The following is a 16,669-nucleotide window of genomic DNA, read 5'->3' as shown; positions in this document are numbered from 1 at the left end:
CCACGCCTGTACGCAGCCGGGGGCGCCGATGACGACGGCCACCCCGGACACCGGTGCCACGCCCGCGCTGAAGCCCTACCTCCGGCTCTTGACCGCCACCCAGTTCGCCTTCAACACCGGCTTCTACGCCGTCCTGCCCTACCTGGCCGCCCACCTCGGCGACGGGCTCGGCATGGCGGGATGGCTCGTCGGCCTCGTCCTCGGCCTGCGCACCTTCAGCCAGCAGGGTCTCTTCGTCGTCGGCGGCGCCCTCACCGACCGCTACGGCCCCCGCCCCGTCGTCCTCACCGGCTGCGTCCTGCGCATCGCCGGATTCTGCTGGCTCGCCCAGGCCGGCAGCACCGCCACCGTCATCGGCGCCGTCCTCCTCATCGGCTTCGCCGCCGCGCTCTTCTCGCCCGCCGTCGAGTCCGAGACCGCCAGGGCCGCCGTCGCCCACGAGACCGCGACCGGGACACCACGCGCCCAGGTGCTGGCCGTCTTCTCCGCCGCCGGCCAGGCCGGAGCGTTCCTCGGCCCTCTCCTCGGCAGCCTGCTGCTGCTCCTCGGCGGCGACTTCCGCACGGCGTGCCTCGCCGGAGCCGTCGTCTTCGTCGGCGTACTCGCCGGACACGCCAAGCTCATGCCCCACCGGCCCCGCCGCCCCCGGACCGCCCGTGCCGGCGCCGCCCTGCCCCGCGAGGTCTTCGCCAACCGGCCCTTCCTCGTCCTCTGCCTCGTGTACAGCAGCTATCTCGTCTCCTACAACCAGCTCTACCTCGCGCTGCCCGCCGAGGTGGAGCGCGCCACCGGCTCCCAGAGCGCCCTCGGCGGGCTCTTCGCGCTCTCCTCCCTGCTCGTCGTCGTCGCACAGCTGCCGCTCACCCGCTGGTCCGCCCACCGCCTCCCGCCCCGCACCGCCCTCGTCACGGGGCTCGCCGTCGTCGCCACCGGATTCGCCGCCGTGCCCCTCGCCCCGGACGGGCCCGCCGGACTGCTCCCCGCCGCCGCGCTCGTCGTCCTGCTCACGCTCGGGCAGATGCTCCTGGTCCCCGCAGCCCGCGGCCTCGTACCCGACCTGGTCGACGACCACCGGCTCGGGCTCGCCACCGGAGCCCTGTCCTCGGTGTCCGGCCTCGCCGTCCTCGTGGGCAGCGCCGCCACCGGAACCCTCCTCGACACCCCCGGAGCCGTCCTGTGGACCGTGCTCGCCGCCGTCCCCCTGACCGGCGCGGCACTCGCCCTGACGCTGTCCGGAGGGCGGCGCACGCCGGAGCCCGTTACCACCGTCACCGATTAGTTGTGACACGTTTTCCACAGGGGGCGCTGGGCACTGGTGCGGGCCCACTACCCTTGAGGGGTGACTATTCGCCTGCATGACACCAACGCCCGGCAGATCCGTGACTTCGTCCCGCTCACAGCGGGCTGTGTCTCGATCTACCTCTGTGGCGCGACTGTCCAGGCCGCCCCGCACATCGGGCACATCAGGTCCGGGCTGAACTTCGACATCATGCGCCGCTGGTTCGAATACCGCGGGTACGACGTGACGTTCATCCGGAATGTCACCGACATCGACGACAAGATCATCAAGAAGTCCGAGGAGCAGGGCCGCCCCTGGTGGGCCATCGGCTACGAGAACGAGCGCGCGTTCAACGCGGGCTACGACGCCCTGGGCTGCCTCCCGCCGACGTACGAACCACGCGCCACCGGCCACATCACCGAGATGGTCGAGATGATGCGCGGCCTCATCGAGCGCGGCCACGCCTACGAGGCCGACGGCAACGTCTACTTCGACGTCCGCTCGTACGAGGGATATCTGGAGCTCTCCCACCAGGATCTGGACGACCTGCGCCAGCCCTCCGGCGACAACGAGACCGGCAAGCGGGACAAGCGCGACTTCGCCATGTGGAAGGCCGCCAAGCCGGGCGAGCCCAGCTGGGAGACCCCCTGGGGACGCGGCCGCCCCGGCTGGCACCTCGAGTGCTCCGCCATGGCGCACAAGTACCTCGGCAGCGCCTTCGACATCCACGGCGGCGGCATCGACCTGATCTTCCCGCACCACGAGAACGAGATCGCCCAGGCCAAGGCCTTCGGCGACGAGTTCGCGAAGTACTGGGTGCACAACGGCTGGGTCACCCTGTCCGGCGAGAAGATGTCGAAGTCCCTCGGCAACTCCGTGCTGGTCAGCGAGATGGTCAAGAACTGGCGCCCGATCGTCCTGCGCTACTACCTCGGCACCCCGCACTACCGGTCCATGATCGAGTACAGCGAGGAGTCGCTGCGCGACGCCGAGTCCGCCTTCGCACGGATCGAGGGCTTCGTCCAGCGCGTGGTCGAGAAGGCCGGACCGGTCGAGGCCGCAGCCGACGTCCCGCCCGCCTTCGCCGAGGCCATGGACGACGACCTCGGTGTTCCGCAGGCGCTCGCGATCGTCCACACCACCGTCCGCCAGGGCAACTCCGCCCTCGCCGCCGACGACAAGGAAGCCGCCGTCGCCCGCCTCGCCGAGGTCCGCGCGATGCTCGGCGTCCTCGGACTCGACCCGCTCGACCCCCACTGGGCCGGCGAGAGCGACCGCGGCGAGGACCTCCACGGCGTCGTCGACACCCTCGTACGCCTCGTCCTCGACCAGCGGCAGTCCGCCCGCGCACGCAAGGACTGGCCCGCCGCCGACGCCATCCGCGACCAGCTCAACCAGTCCGGCCTCGTCATCGAGGACAGCCCCAGCGGCCCCCGGTGGACACTCGGACCGCGCTGAGCGGACCCTCGCACCATGCGTGAGCAGCGCAAATGTGCCGCCCGGCCATCCGGGCGGCACACTTTCACTTGACGACGTTTTTCTGAAGCAACGAAACAGGTAGGTCATGGCCGGGAACAGCCAGCGCAGGAACCGCCGCACGTCCAACAAGAAGGGCATGCAGGTCGGCAGCGGCGGTAACCGACGCCGTGGTCTCGAAGGCAAGGGACCGACGCCGCCCGCCTCCGCCCGCAAGGGACACAAGAAGAACAGGGTGGCGAACGCCCAGGCCAAGCAGGCCGCCGCCCGCCGCCCCGCCCCGCGCCGCGGTGGCGCCAAGGGCACGTCGGAGATGGTGGTCGGCCGTAACCCGGTCTTCGAGGCGCTGCGCGACGGCGTGCCCGCGACCACCCTCTACGTCCAGCAGTACATCGACAACGACGAGCGGGTCCGCGAGGCGCTCCAGCTCGCCGGTGAGCGCGGCAACATCCACCTCATGGAGGCCCCGCGCCCCGAGCTGGACCGGATGACGAACGGCCTGAACCACCAGGGCCTCGTCCTCCAGGTCCCGCCGTACGAGTACGCGCACCCGGAGGACCTCACCTCCGCCGCGTACGACAACAACGAGGACCCGCTGATCGTCGCCCTCGACGGCGTCACCGACCCCCGCAACCTCGGTGCGATCGTCCGCTCCGTCTCCGCCTTCGGCGGCCACGGCGTCGTCGTCCCCGAGCGCCGCGCGGCCGGCATGACGGCCGGCGCCTGGAAGTCCTCGGCCGGCACCGCGGCCCGTACGCCCGTCTCGCGCGTCACCAACCTGACCCGCGCCCTGGAGGGCTACCAGAAGGCCGGCCTGACCGTCGTCGGCCTCGCCGCCGACGGTGAGCACACCGTCGAGGACCTGGAAGCCCTGGCGGGCCCCGTCGTCATCGTCATCGGCAGCGAGGGCAAGGGCCTCGGTCGCCTCGTCGGCGAGACCTGCGACTACCGGGTGCGGATCTCCATGCCGGGCGGCGCGGAGTCCCTGAACGCCGGGGTCGCCGCCGGCATCGTGCTGTACGAGGTGGCGCGCCGCAGGGCGTGACCTTCGGGGGCCGTGACCTTCGGGCGCCGTACGGGACCGGTCGCGGGTTCCGTACGGGACCGGCCGGGGGGTGCGCACGGGGCCGGGCCGGGGTTACGTACGGGACCGGCCGGGGGTTGCCTGCGGGACCGGGCCCCGGCGCGGGATCCGGCGGCCCTCAAGCCGTCAGGCCCGCCAGCCGCGCCCTCATCAGGACCGCGATCGTGAAGCCGTCCGTGACGCGCCCGTCGCCGACCATCGCCTCGGCCTCCGCGAACGGCACGGTCACACACCCGCGGATGCCCTCACCCGTCTCCAGGGCCCCGACGCCGTCGATCCGCGCCGCGAAGAGCGCCACCCGGTCGGCCGTCGTACCCGAATCAGGGTGCAGCTCCCCGAGCGGGACGACCTCCAGCACCTCCGCGCCGATCTCCTCCCTCAGCTCCTTGGCCGCGTTCTCCCCGGGGGACAGACCCGGCTCGCCGAATCCGCGCGGCACCTCCCAGTGCCAGGACCGCGTCGCGTGGCGGAAGTGCTCCACGAGCACCACCCCGCCGTCGTACAGCGGCAGCACCGCGCAGCCGGGCTCCGGTGCGGCGCCGACCGACCGGATGTACGTACCGGTGGAGCCGTCCGGGAAGCGCACGGGATCCCGGAGCAGAGTGATGTAGCGGTCGCTGTACATCACGCCGCCCGCCTCCGCGACCGCTTCCGGGTCGCTGAGGATCTCGATCCCCCCGGCCCGGTTGACGAACAGATCAGGGCGCTCGACGCGCAGCCGCTCGTAAGACTCGGTACCCATCCCGTGTGCTTTCCCGTACCTCGTCACGTTCAGACATTTCGCGTACCCCGCCGCGCTCAGACATGCGGTGACTGCTGATCGGCCTGCCCCCGGCGCGGGCTCGCACCGGTCTCCACGACACGGCCGCCGTAGGACTTCAGGATCTCCTCCCAGTCCTTCCTGACATTGCGCAGCCGGAGCGACGGCAACGTCAGCGAATGCCCCAGCCCACTGCGCGCGCCGCGGCCCTCCCGGTCGAAGAACTCCAGCCGTACGCTCAGCGCACCGGCCAGCGCGGTGGCCATCTGGAGCGAACCCGCCAGGAGCGAGACCTCCTCACCCGCGGTCACCTGCAGGGCGATCCCCGCGGACTCCAGCACCAGCGCCACCTTCATCTCCCGCTGGAAACCCTGCTGCGAACCGCTCACCTTGCGCGCGGCCTTCAGCATTCCCCGGTGCAGCCTGGCCACATCACCCGTACCGGCACGGAACTCCTCCGGTGTGGGCACGCGCCCGTCCCGGAAGCTGCCCCGGACGAACGAGTCCAAGGAGTTCACATAGCCGTTCCACTCCTCGGTGGTCCGCAGCCGCGTGATGTCGGACAGCGACAACGAGCCGTACGAACGCGGGCCGTCCACGGCATGGTGCAGGGCGTCCGCGAACACGTCGCGCAGCAGCAGGCCGATCTGCTCCGGGTCGTCGGGACGGCTGCGCACGTCGTCACGCAGCTCCTGGAGCGTGGTCCTGGGCGGTGAGCCCGGCGGCGTCAGGGCGGTGACACCGCTCGCCTTCGGGACTCCCAGGTTGTACAGCAGGTCGACCAGCTGCTTGGCGGCCACGATGTGCTCGCCCTCGCGCAGCAGCCCCTCGTGCACCTCGGTGCCCGGCCGGGTCAGGAACTCCTTGTACACGGCCTCACGCGTGATGGTCGCGTACAGGTCCTGCTGCGTGGCCCACCGGGCCATGTCCGTGAGGATGCCCTCCTTCAGGGCCCGGGCCTGGGCGAGACCGATGTCCAGGTGCTTCGACAACGGCGCCTCACGCAGGCGCATGAGCGTCGTCAGACTGCTGGAGAAGAACTGGTTGATGCGCTCCGTGGCCTCCCGGTTCGCCTCGTCGTCCCAGTCGAAGCGCACCAGGGCCGGCTCGGCCTCGTCGGTCAGCAGCCGCTGCCAGGCGCGGTGGACCTGCGGGACGTTCGTCCAGGCGAACTCGGCGCCGGGGTCGCGTTCGGAGTACAGGAACGGGACGAGCGCCCTCCCGTTCAGAAGGTCGATGAACGCCTGCCGTTCGGACGGGTCCGCGGAGGGCAGATAGTTGACCGAAACCGCTTGGTTGTTGATGAAGTACGCCCGGTTGACCACCAGAGTCCCGCTGTTGACCAGAGCGCGCCGCAACTCGGCCGCAGCCGCCCCCACATGGTCGGGGGAGCGCCCGGCCGGAGCGTTCGCGCGCTGCCGCGTCGCAGCCAGATCGCCCGGGAGCCACTGGTTGTCCAGAGCCTGGGCCATCACCGGATAGCGCGAGAGATCCTTGAAGATGAGCTGCTGTCCGGCCACTGTGTCCCATTCCCCTGCGCTCAATGTCCCCGAAAGCTGTGCTGGTTGACGTACAGCGGACGTACGGGAGTTCCCGTGGACCGCAGGTTGGCCGGATTTTGACGGGTCTCGGACACTTCGGACGCGTCAAGGCAGTGTCCTAATCACACATCACTCGGTTAGATGAGTGTGGACACCAGAACGCCTCGGTTCGACGACCAACCCGCCCTGAGCATGACGAAGGTGGACAGCGACCCCGCGCAGGTCATCGTCAGCCACGCCAGCTTCCGGGTACAGCTCGCCCCGGGCCAGCGCACCCGTCTGCGCCCCGTGGGCTCCGCCGGACCGGCCAGGATCCCCGCCATGAGCGGCGCGGGCGGCCGCAGGCGGGCTCCCGTCGTCTGGAGCGGCAGGTCCGAACCGGGCGACCCCGGAGCGACCGGACTCCTTCAGGCCGTACGGAACTCCACCGCCGGCCACCTCGACGCCCGCCCCGGCGGCGCGTACGGCACGGGCTACGACGACACCGGCGGCGGCACGCAGGTCATCCCGCGCCTCGACGAGACCCAGCCCAACCCCGTACTGCGGCCGCCCCACCAGGGCGGAGCCGGCCGCACCGGCCCCCTCCTGCCCCCCATGCGGCAGGCCGTCGGCGCCTACGACACCGTCGACACCCCGCCCCACGACCCGTACGACATCACCCGCGACGACCCCGAGACCGAGGACGCCGCCGCCGGGGAACGGCGCCACGCCGGCGACTCCGTCCGGCACGCCTACTACCCCGGCCGCCGGATGAACCTCGGCGTCGTACTCCTCCCGCTGCGCGTGATCCTCGGCTTCCTCGCCATCTACGCCGGCATGGGCAAGCTCTGCGACCCGGCCTACTTCGACGACGGCGACCGCGGCTCCATGGTCCGGTGGCTGAACTCGCTGCACCCCTGGTCCGCCGCCGGGCCCCTGCGCGACTTCGCGCTCGCCCACCCCGTCGCCACCGGCCTCTCCGTCGCCTTCCTCCAGGTCGTCGTCGGCGTCCTCACCGTCCTCGGACTCTGGCAGCGGATCGCGGCGGCCTTCGGCGCCCTGCTCTCCGCCGCCGTCCTGGTGACGGTCAGCTGGCGCACCGCCGCCACCTACGACACCACCGACATCATCCTGCTGGCCGCCTGGAGCCCCCTCGTCATCGCCGGCGCCCCCGTCTACTCCCTCGACGGACGCCTCGCGGGCGAGGCCTGGCGCACGCTCGGCCCGCGCTCCGGCATCTGGGACCTCCGCCGCCGCGTCCTGCGCCGCGGCACCGTGGTCGCCACCGTCGTCGTCGGCCTCACCCTCCTGACCGGTTCGATGCTCGGCGGGGCGGTCCGCTCCACCGAGGTCGTCACCGTGCCGGGCCCCGACAGCTACCCGACCAACCAACTGCCCGGCTCCCCGCTCCCCGACGAGACCAAGGGCAAGAAGCGCAAGCCCTCCAGCACCCCGGAGAACCGCACCCCCGAGACCTCACCCTCCAGCGCACCGGGCACCCCGTCGGCCGAGGAGTCCACCCCGGGCTCCGGCTCCGGCCGTGACTCCGGTCCGACGGCCGGGGCGAGCACCGGCCAGCCCAGCCAGACCCAGGGCACCGGCCAGGCACCCCCGCAGGAGCCGTCCCCGCAGGAGCCCCCGGCCGGCGACCCCGGACCCAGCTCGTCCGGTTCCGACGGCTCGGGCGGCGGCACGACAGGCGGCTCGGACGGCGGCTCCGACGGAGGATCCGACGGCGGCGGCTCGTCCGGCGGTGCGGGACAGAACCCCATCGGCGGCCTGCTCGGCTGAGACCGTACGACGCACTGGAACAGCGGTCCCGGCCTGCTCGGCCGGGACCGCTGTCGCAGTCCGCCAGGGCGGTTCCGCATCCACACACCGCGAGGGCGGTCGCCGGACATCCGGTGACCGCCCTCGACCGCGTACTCCGCCGGGATCAGCCGCCCGCCTGGGCGCCCAGCTCCTTCGCCGCCTCCGTGAGGTCCTTCGCGGTGTCGATGGCCCGCCAGTACGCCCCGTGCGGCAGCGGGAACCCGGCCAGCCGGCGCTCACGGGCCAGCCGGGGGAACGTCGTCCGCTCGTGGTCGCCACGGTCCGGCAGCATCCCGGTGAACGCCGGCGCGAAGACGTACACACCCGCGTTGATCAGATACGGCGACGGCGGCGACTCGATGAAGTCCGTGATGTGCCCGAACGCGTCCGTCTCCACGGCACCCCACGGAATCCGCGGACGGGCCAGCGCGAGCGTCGCGGTGGCGTCCCGCTCGGCGTGGAACGCCGCCATCTCCCGCAGCGAGAAGCGGGTCCAGATGTCCCCGTTCGTCGCGTACCAGGGCTCAGACGGGTCGGGCAGCCGCGCCGCGGCATGCTTGAGACCGCCGCCCCGGCCCAAGGGCTCGGTCTCGACGACGGTCGTGACACGCAACGGAAGATCGGCCGAGGCCAGCCACTCCTGCAGCACATCGGCGAGATGGCCGCACGAGATCACGGCGTCGGTGACGCCCTCGGCGGCCAGCCAGGACAGCTGATGGCCGATGATCGGGGTCCCGGTTCCCGGGATCTCGACCATCGGCTTGGGGCGGTCATCGGTGTACGGGCGCAGCCGCGAGCCCTGACCACCCGCCAGGATCACGGCCTGCGTCGGAAACGTATGCATGCCAGGCACGATATGCCGTGCCCGGACACACCCCGCTCAGCTGAACTGCGCGACGCCCGAGGCGAACGAGGTGTCGCAGACCGGACGGGAGAAGCGGTGGGCGCGGGTCGGACCGTACTGGTCCACGGCCGCCTTGCCGAGCGCCTTGGCGATCGACATGCAGTGCTTCGCCAGGGACGGGCGTCCCTCGACGGTGCGCTGGAGGCTCGTCAGCGCGGCACCCGGGTCCTTCTCACGGAGCTCAAGCAGGAGCTTGTCCCGCAGAACGTCCTGAGGTGCCCGGGCCTTCGCCTGCTTGGAGACGGTCTCCGAGGCGGCGGTCAGCAGCTGGGTCTCGGTGTCCTGCCCCGACCACTGCACACGGGTGACCGCGAGGGTCCCGGACAGAACCATGACGACGGGCAGTACGAGAGCGAGGGTTCGGCCGATTCGGCGCGCGGTATGGGTCACGCAGGCGAGCGTAGCGGGCAGTGATGACTTGGCGACATTTCGTCACCCCTGCGGGGGATGGTTCGAGAGGTCTTTTCGAATCAGGCGTTGACGCGGCGGGGCGAATTGACCGGTGTGCCGGGGAATTTGGGGCCCCTCGGCCCCGAAACCCGATCCGGCGCGCGACACGCGAACGGCCCCGTCTCCTCGGGAGGAGACGGGGCCGTAGCGGCTGAAGCGAAGAACTCAGGCAGTCGTACCGATCACTCGGACCACTCGGACCACTCGGATCACTCGGATCAGTCGGTCAGGCGCTCGCCGGTCGACGTGGCGAAGACGTGCAGCTCGTCCGGGCGAGGCACGACGTGCAGCTCGGTGCCCTTCTCCGGAACGGCACGGCCGCCGACGCGGACGACCAGGTCCTTGTGCTCGCCGCCGACCTGCGCGGCACCGTAGACGAAACCGTCGGCGCCGAGCTCCTCGACGACGTTGACGGAGACGGCCAGACCGGCCGGGGCGTCGGAGGAGGCCTTGGACAGGCCGGTCGCGGCGGCGCCGCCGTGCTCGACGATGTCGAAGTGCTCGGGGCGGATGCCGACCGTGACGGTGGTGTCACCACGGTTCGCGGCGGCGGTGAGCGCCTCGCGGGAGACCGGGACGACGCTGTTGCCGAACTTCACGCCACCGTCGGTGATCGGGACCTCGACGAGGTTCATCGCCGGGGAGCCGATGAAGCCGGCCACGAAGAGGTTCGCCGGGCGGTCGTACATGTTGCGCGGCGAGTCGACCTGCTGGAGCAGACCGTCCTTGAGGACCGCGACACGGTCACCCATGGTGAGGGCCTCGACCTGGTCGTGGGTGACGTACACGGTGGTGATGCCGAGGCGGCGCTGCAGCGAGGCGATCTGCGTACGCGTCGAGACACGGAGCTTGGCGTCGAGGTTCGACAGCGGCTCGTCCATGAGGAAGACCTGCGGCTCACGCACGATGGCGCGGCCCATCGCCACACGCTGACGCTGACCACCGGAGAGCGCCTTCGGCTTGCGGTCCAGGTAGTCGGTGAGGTCCAGCATCTTGGCGGCCTCTTCGACCTTCGCCCGGATCTCGGTCTTGTTCACACCGGCGATCTTGAGGGCGAAGCCCATGTTGTCCGCGACGGACATGTGCGGGTAGAGCGCGTAGTTCTGGAACACCATGGCGATGTCCCGGTCCTTCGGCGGCAGGTGCGTGACGTCGCGGTCACCGATGCGGATCGCACCGCCGTTGACGTCCTCGAGACCCGCGAGCATGCGCAGGGAGGTCGACTTACCGCAACCGGAAGGACCGACGAGGACGAGGAACTCGCCGTCCTCGATGTCGATCTCGAGCTGGTCCACAGCCGGCTTCGTGGAGCCGGGGTAGACGCGGGACGCCTTGTCGAACGTGACACTGGCCATGACGGTGCTTCTCCTCAACCGGCAGGAACGTGCCGGACGATCCGAGTAGGGAGTGATGTGGTCCACTGGAGTGAACCTGAGGTGACGCTACCTGGCCTTTTTGCATATGTCAGTAGTCCGAGGTCCCGAATATCGAGCAGGTTCCGGTCCCGGCGTTGGTTACACTTCTCCCGCATGCCTCCTTAGCTCAGTCCGGCCAGAGCAACGCACTTGTAATGCGTAGGTCGTCGGTTCGAATCCGACAGGGGGCTCCACGAAACCTCAGGTCACATAGCCCGTGACCTGGGGTTTCTGCTGTTCCGGGGTCGGGCCTTCTTCGCTTCCACCGGGCAACGGGACTGTCGGCACATGCCCTAGCCCGGCTCCCCGCCGCCCGGGGCCCCCGCGCGCAGGCCGTCCATGACGAGGTCCAGGAGGCGGGTGGCGCGGGGTTGCCAGTCGCCGTGGGGGTCGAGTTGCCAGAGGCCGGCTATGGCGAGGACGAAGTCGTCGCCGGTCACGCCGGGGCGGATGGTGCCGGCTTCCTCGTTGGTGCGGAGCAGGAGTTCCGCGGCGGTCGTCACCGGGGTGTGGCCCGGTTTCTCCGGGCTTCCCGGGGTGCTGGTGGCCTGGCGGATCGCGTCGGCGAGGCCGGCCTTGGTCATGGCGAAACGGGCGAGGTGGTCCATCCATGCGCGCAGGGCGCGGTCCGGTTCGTGGGTTCTGATCAGTTCGGTCGCGGCGTCGGCGACCTGGTGCATCTCGTGGCGGTATATCTCCAGGACGAGCGCTTCGCGGCTGGGGAAGTTGCGGTAGAGCGTGCCCTGTCCGACGCCGGCCTTCCTGGCGATCACGCTGAGCGGGGCGTCCGCGCAGAGGGTCAGTTCCTCCAGGGCGGCTTCCAGGATGCGTTCGCGGTTGCGCTGCGCGTCCGAGCGCAGGGGTGCGTCTCTCTTCTGCCGCACTCGTCCTCCTCGCGAGTTCGTGGCCGAATCCCGCCCTTGCTGAAGTGGACAATTGTCCACTACGTTTTTCCGGTGAGCGGACAGCTGTCCGGTTAGGTTCACCTTAGCGGTGTGCGGCCCGGGCGGACAGCCTCACTCCTCCTCCGATACGTCTTCGCGTCTTTGCGTCATCGCGTCCTCCGTTTCCTCTTCCTGCCGGGCCTTCCTCGCGAAGCGGTCCGGGTAGGCGAAAGAAGGCTGATCATGGCCACAGCGCCCTCGCCGACGTACAGCGCCGTCACCCTGAACATCAACGGCGAGAAGCACACGCTCACCGTCGACCACCGCACCACCCTGCTCGACGCCCTGCGTGAGCGCCTCGATATGAACGGCACCAAGAAGGGCTGTGATCAGGGGCAATGCGGCGCCTGTACGGTCCTGATCGACAAACGCAGGGCCGTGTCCTGTCTGCAGCTGGCGGTCGCCGCCGAGGGCCGGGAGATCACCACCATCGAGGGGGTCGCCGAGGGTGAGCAGCTGCATCCCGTGCAGCAGGCGTTCCTCGACCTCGACGGTTATCAGTGCGGGTACTGCACGCCCGGGCAGATCTGCTCGGCCGTCGCGTTGATCGAGGAGCACGCCGCGGGCTGGCCGAGTGCCGTCACCGACGACGTACGGCCCGAGGCCGGCCCGCCGCCGCTGACGGCGGACGAGATCCGGGAGCGGATGAGCGGCAATCTGTGCCGCTGCGGTGCGTACGTGTCCATCGTGCAGGCGGTCGCCCGCGCGGCCGGGATCGCTTCGGAGGCCGGTCCGGTCCCGGGGAGTGCGCAGGACGGGTCGACGCGCGAGGGGGCTGCGGCATGAGGGAGTTCGGATATGAGCGCGCGGTCGATGTCTCCGGGGCCCTCGCGCTGCTCGACGCCGACCCGGACGCACGGTTCCTCGGGGGCGGCACCAATCTCGTCGACCTGATGAAGACCGGTGTGGAGCGGCCCGGCAGGCTCGTCGACGTACGGGAGCTGCCGCTGGACCGTGTCGAACCGACCGGGGCCGGTGGGCTGCGCATCGGTGCGACCGTCACCAACAGCGATCTCGCGGCCCATCCCGAGGTGCGCCGGAGGTATCCGGCCCTGACCCAGGCGGTGCTGGCCGGTGCGTCCGGGCAGCTGCGCAACATGGCGACGGTCGGCGGGAATCTGTTGCAGCGCACGCGGTGCGGGTACTTCGCCGATGTGTCCGGGCCGTGCAACAAGCGGGTGCCCGGCAGCGGTTGCCCCGCGATCGAGGGGGAGCACCACAATCACGCGGTTCTGGGGGCCTCCGGTCACTGTGTGGCCACCCATCCCTCCGACATGGGGGTGGCGCTGACGGCGTTCGGTGCCGTCGTCGAGTACGAGACGGCGGACGGGGCGGGCCGGGTGCCGCTCGGTGAGTTCTATCTGCCGGTGGGTGACACCCCGCATCTGGAGACCGCTCTTCCGGCGGGGGCGCTGATCACCGGTGTCACGCTGCCGGCTGCTCCGGTGGCGGCCAACTCCCGTTATCGCAAGGTGCGTGAGAGGGCTTCGTACGCGTTCGCGATCGGCTCGATCGCCGCCGCGCTGGATGTCCGGGACGGTGTGGTGCACGAGGTGCGGCTGGCTTTCGGGGCGGTCGCTTCCCGGCCGTGGCGGGCGCAGGTCGCCGAGCGGGCTCTCACCGGGGGGCCGGCCGACGCCGGGGCGTTCGCCGCGGCGGCCGATGCCGAACTGGCGGCCGCCCGGCCGCTTCCGCACAACGGATACAAGGTGACTCTGATGCGCAATCTCGTCGTCGCCGTGCTGAGTGAACTCGCCGAGGAGGCCACCCGATGACCGCTCTCACGACCGGGGCCAGGGCGAGCGCCGTCGGGACCGCGCACACGCGTGTGGAGGGCCGGGACAAGGTGACCGGGGCGGCCCGGTATGCGGGTGAGATCCCCTTCGACGGGCTCGCGCACGGCTGGCTGGTGTTGTCGACGATCACCCGTGGCCGGGTCCTGTCGGTGGACGCGGATCCGGTCCTGGGGATGACGGGTGTCCTGACGGTCCTGCATCACGGGAACGCCCCGCGGGTCGACATCGACTACACGGGCGTGCTCGGGATGCCGCCGGACCCGACGATCGCCGTCTTCCAGCACGACAGGGTGCCGCATGCGGGCTGGCCCGTGGCGCTGGTCGTCGCCGAGACGTCCGAGCAGGCGAGGGAGGCTGCGGAGTCGCTGGTGGTGCGGTACGAGGAGGAGGCGCACGACGTCACGTTCCCCGGGGAGCGTCCGGACGCGTCCACGGGTCCGGGGCCCGGTGGTCCCGGGGCGACGGAGAAGGGGGATCTGGAGGCCGAGCTGGCCGCGTCCGCCTTCGTCCTGGACGCCGAGTACTCCACGCCGGAGGAGCACCACAACTCCATGGAGCCGCACGCGGTGACGGCCCTGTGGGACGGTGGCCGGCTGGAGGTCGTGGACTCCAACCAGGGCACGGTGTGGGTCGCGGACGAGCTGGCGAAGCTGTTCTCGCTCGATCCGGCCTCGGTGCGGGTGCGGTCCGAGCATGTGGGCGGTGGTTTCGGGAGCAAGGGCGTCCGTGCGCACCAGGTGGCCGCGGTGATGGCGGCGACGTCGCTGTCGCGTCCGGTCCGGGTGGTGATGACGCGTCGCCAGATGTTCTCGCTCGCCGGGTACAGGAGCCCCACGACCCAGCGGGTGCGGCTCGGTGCCGATGCCGAGGGGCGGTTGCGTGCGCTGGAGCACCGTTGTCTGAGCCGTACGTCGACGGTGTACGAGTTCATCGAGTCGGGCGCGGGTCCTGCGCGGGTGATGTACGACGCCCCCGCGCACCACACCGAGAACCAGGTCGTCGAGCTCGATGTGCCGAGTCCGACGTTCATGCGTGCTCCTGGTGAGGCGCCGGGGTCGTTCGCGCTGGAGTCGGCGATCGACGAGCTTGCGGAGCAGTGCGGCATCGACCCGATCGAGCTGCGGCTGCGCAACGAGCCCGAGGTGGGCCCGGTGTCCGGGCTGCCGTTCAGCACCCGTAATCTGCCGGCCTGTTTCCGGGAGGGTGCCCGCAGGTTCGGGTGGGCGGACCGTGATCCGCGGCCGGGTGTGCGCCGGGAGGGGCGCTGGCTGCTCGGTACGGGGACGGCTGCGGCCTCGTTCTTCGCGGGGGCGGCTCCGTCGACGGCGGCGGTGACCGCGGAGGCGGACGGCACCTTCACGGTGCGGATCAACGCCGCCGACATCGGGACGGGGGCGCGGACGGCCCTCACCCTGGTCGCGGCCGACGCCTTCGAGGTGCCGACCGACCGGGTGCGTGTGCGGATCGGTGACAGTGATTTCGGCCCGGCGATGATCGCGGGTGGCTCGATGGGGACCCGGTCGTGGGCCTGGGCGGTCACGGCGGCGGCCGGGGAGCTGCGGGAGCGGCTCTCCCTGGGCGACGGTATTCCGCCGGAGGGCATCACGGTGCGGTCGGACACGACCGAGGCCGTCGGGGCCCTGGCGCAGAAGGAACGGCACTCGTTCGGGGCGCAGTTCGCGGAGGTCGCGGTGGATGTGGCGACCGGGGAGGTGCGTGTACGCCGGATGCTGGGTGTCTTCGCGGCGGGCCGGATCGTCAATCCGCTGACGGCCCGTGGTCAGTTCAGGGGCGGGATGATCTGGGGTATCTCGATGGCGCTGCACGAGGAGGCGGTCAGGGACCGGAACACCGGTGCTCTGTACGGCGCCGATCTCGCGGGCTATCACGTCGCCACGAACGCGGACGTGCCGCTGGTCGAGGCGGACTGGGTGGACGATCCGGACCCGGACGACCCGGTCGGGATCAAGGGCATCGGTGAGATCGGGATCGTGGGGGCCGCGGCGGCGGTCGCGAACGCGGTCTGGCATGCGACGGGTGTGCGTCACCGGGCTCTGCCGATCAGGCCCGACCGTGTTCTCACGGCAGGCACGCGTGCTTGACATCGCGGACCGGCTGGCGCGGTGGGTGGAGGAGGGGCGGGAGTTCGCCGTCGCCACCGTCGTGGCCGTCGGGGGGAGCGCGCCGCGTGGTCCGGGCGCGGCTCTCGCCGTCGACAGTGAGGGCACGGTCGTCGGTTCGGTCTCCGGCGGCTGTGTGGAGGGGGCGGTGTACGAGCTGTGTGTCCAGGCGCTCCGGGACGGCGGGACCGTGGTCGAACGGTTCGGCTACAGCGATGAGGACGCCTTCGCGGTCGGGCTGACCTGTGGCGGTGTCATCGACATCATGGTGACGCCCGTCGCGGCGGGTTCGCCGGCCCGTGAGGTGTTCAGGTCGGCGCTGTCGGCCGCTGCGGCGGGGGAGCCCATGGCGCTGGCGCGGGTGGTCGGGGGCCCGGAGGGACTCGTGGGCGGGGTGCTGCTGGTGCGTTCCGACGGGTCGTACGAGGGCTCGTACGGTGGTGGCTTCCCTGAGCTGGACGGGGTGGCGGCGGCGGAGGCGCGGGCGATGCTGGAGGCCGGCCGCACCGGCACCGTGGAGCTCGCGGAGGACGGGTCCCGCTGCCCGGGTGGTCTGACGCTGCTCGTCGAGTCGAGTCTGCCGCCGCCTCGCATGATCGTGTTCGGTGCGATCGATTTCGCGGAGGCGCTGGTGCGTGCCGGCAAGTTCCTCGGCTACCACGTGACGGTGTGCGACGCCCGTCCTGTCTTCGCGACCCGGGCCCGTTTCCCGGAGGCCGACGAGCTGGTCGTGGACTGGCCGCACCGTTATCTGCGGGGTACGGAGACGGACGGGCGCACGGTCCTGTGTGTGCTCACCCATGATGCGAAGTTCGACATCCCGCTGCTGGAGCAGGCGTTGCGGTTGCCGGTCGCGTTCGTGGGGGCGATGGGTTCGCGCCGGACGCACGCGGACCGGGACCGGAGGCTGCGGGAGGCGGGGCTGGTCGAGGAGGAGCTGGCCCGTCTCCGGTCGCCGATCGGGCTGGACATCGGTGCGCGTACGCCGGAGGAGACGGCTCTGTCGATAGCGGCGGAGATCGTCGCGCTCCGGCGCGGCGGGACGGGGGTGCCCCTCACGGGGTCGGCGGTGCCGATCCATCGTGACGGGGGGCGGCGGGGCGCGGCGG

General features: G+C 71.1%; 14 protein-coding genes and 1 tRNA gene. 9 read left to right on the top strand and 6 right to left on the bottom strand.

Annotation, left to right across the window (positions count from 1 at the left end; genetic code table 11):
* Positions 1-28: 28 nt before the first annotated feature.
* The 3 genes from JKV81_RS06705 to rlmB all read left to right on the top strand — a co-directional run bounded on the left by JKV81_RS06705 (position 29) and on the right by rlmB (position 3,800).
* A complete protein-coding gene (locus JKV81_RS06705; protein ID WP_202075145.1) occupies positions 29-1,279 on the top strand; it encodes an MFS transporter in 1,251 nt (416 codons plus the stop codon).
* 60 nt (positions 1,280-1,339) lie between these two features.
* Complete coding sequence (gene cysS, locus JKV81_RS06700; protein WP_129264865.1) at positions 1,340-2,737, top strand: cysteine--tRNA ligase; 1,398 nt, start codon at positions 1,340-1,342, stop codon at positions 2,735-2,737.
* 106 nt (positions 2,738-2,843) lie between these two features.
* Positions 2,844-3,800 (top strand): 23S rRNA (guanosine(2251)-2'-O)-methyltransferase RlmB, encoded by a 957-nt coding sequence (gene rlmB / locus JKV81_RS06695; protein WP_124274019.1) that lies wholly within the window; start codon positions 2,844-2,846, stop codon positions 3,798-3,800.
* Between the two features lie 157 nt (positions 3,801-3,957).
* On the opposite strand, the gene JKV81_RS06690 is transcribed toward rlmB, so the two are convergent.
* A complete protein-coding gene (locus JKV81_RS06690) occupies positions 3,958-4,581 on the bottom strand; it encodes an NUDIX hydrolase (RefSeq protein WP_202075144.1) in 624 nt (207 codons plus the stop codon).
* 56 nt (positions 4,582-4,637) lie between these two features.
* A complete protein-coding gene (locus tag JKV81_RS06685; protein WP_202075143.1) occupies positions 4,638-6,119 on the bottom strand; it encodes a hypothetical protein in 1,482 nt (493 codons plus the stop codon).
* A 162-nt stretch (positions 6,120-6,281) separates the two neighbouring features.
* Between JKV81_RS06685 and JKV81_RS06680 the strand changes: the two genes are divergently transcribed.
* The gene (locus JKV81_RS06680) at positions 6,282-7,910 is read left to right on the top strand and encodes a DoxX family membrane protein (protein ID WP_202075142.1); all 1,629 of its coding nucleotides are present in this window, start codon (positions 6,282-6,284) and stop codon (positions 7,908-7,910) included.
* 145 nt (positions 7,911-8,055) lie between these two features.
* Here JKV81_RS06680 and JKV81_RS06675 read toward each other — a convergent pair whose 3' ends face one another.
* The 3 genes from JKV81_RS06675 to JKV81_RS06665 all read right to left on the bottom strand — a co-directional run bounded on the left by JKV81_RS06675 (position 8,056) and on the right by JKV81_RS06665 (position 10,640).
* Positions 8,056-8,775, bottom strand: a complete 720-nt coding sequence (locus tag JKV81_RS06675) for a nucleotidyltransferase family protein (protein ID WP_124274022.1) — start codon at positions 8,773-8,775, stop codon at positions 8,056-8,058.
* Positions 8,776-8,811: 36 nt separating this feature from the next.
* Positions 8,812-9,225, bottom strand: coding sequence for a hypothetical protein (locus JKV81_RS06670; RefSeq protein ID WP_099174121.1), 414 nt, complete (start codon positions 9,223-9,225; stop codon positions 8,812-8,814).
* Between the two features lie 278 nt (positions 9,226-9,503).
* Positions 9,504-10,640: an ABC transporter ATP-binding protein gene (locus JKV81_RS06665; RefSeq protein ID WP_099174120.1), complete on the bottom strand. Its 1,137-nt coding sequence runs from the start codon at positions 10,638-10,640 to the stop codon at positions 9,504-9,506.
* 176 nt (positions 10,641-10,816) lie between these two features.
* Between JKV81_RS06665 and JKV81_RS06660 the strand changes: the two genes are divergently transcribed.
* Positions 10,817-10,894 (top strand) — tRNA-Thr (locus JKV81_RS06660).
* Positions 10,895-10,993: 99 nt separating this feature from the next.
* Here the strand turns inward: JKV81_RS06660 and JKV81_RS06655 are convergent.
* Positions 10,994-11,584: a TetR/AcrR family transcriptional regulator gene (locus JKV81_RS06655; RefSeq protein WP_202075141.1), complete on the bottom strand. Its 591-nt coding sequence runs from the start codon at positions 11,582-11,584 to the stop codon at positions 10,994-10,996.
* A gap of 243 nt (positions 11,585-11,827) precedes the next feature.
* Here JKV81_RS06655 and JKV81_RS06650 point away from each other — a divergent pair, with 243 nt between their 5' ends.
* From JKV81_RS06650 to JKV81_RS06635, 4 genes are all read left to right on the top strand, one after another.
* Entirely contained in the window at positions 11,828-12,430 is a 603-nt protein-coding gene (locus JKV81_RS06650) for a (2Fe-2S)-binding protein (protein WP_236055545.1), read from the top strand.
* Positions 12,427-13,419 (top strand): FAD binding domain-containing protein, encoded by a 993-nt coding sequence (locus JKV81_RS06645; protein ID WP_202075140.1) that lies wholly within the window; start codon positions 12,427-12,429, stop codon positions 13,417-13,419. Before JKV81_RS06650 ends, JKV81_RS06645 begins: the two co-directional genes overlap by 4 nt.
* Entirely contained in the window at positions 13,416-15,542 is a 2,127-nt protein-coding gene (locus JKV81_RS06640; protein WP_202075139.1) for a xanthine dehydrogenase family protein molybdopterin-binding subunit, read from the top strand. Before JKV81_RS06645 ends, JKV81_RS06640 begins: the two co-directional genes overlap by 4 nt.
* Positions 15,535-16,669: XdhC family protein (locus tag JKV81_RS06635; protein WP_202075138.1), on the top strand; the 1,135-nt coding region annotated here is incomplete at its 3' end. The genes JKV81_RS06640 and JKV81_RS06635, both read left to right, overlap by 8 nt.

It is taken from the genome of Streptomyces silvae (assembly GCF_016745505.1).
GTDB lineage: Bacteria > Actinomycetota > Actinomycetes > Streptomycetales > Streptomycetaceae > Streptomyces > Streptomyces silvae.
The sequence above is the reverse complement of the archived record's forward strand: the minus strand, read 5'-3'. Positions and strand labels throughout refer to the sequence as shown.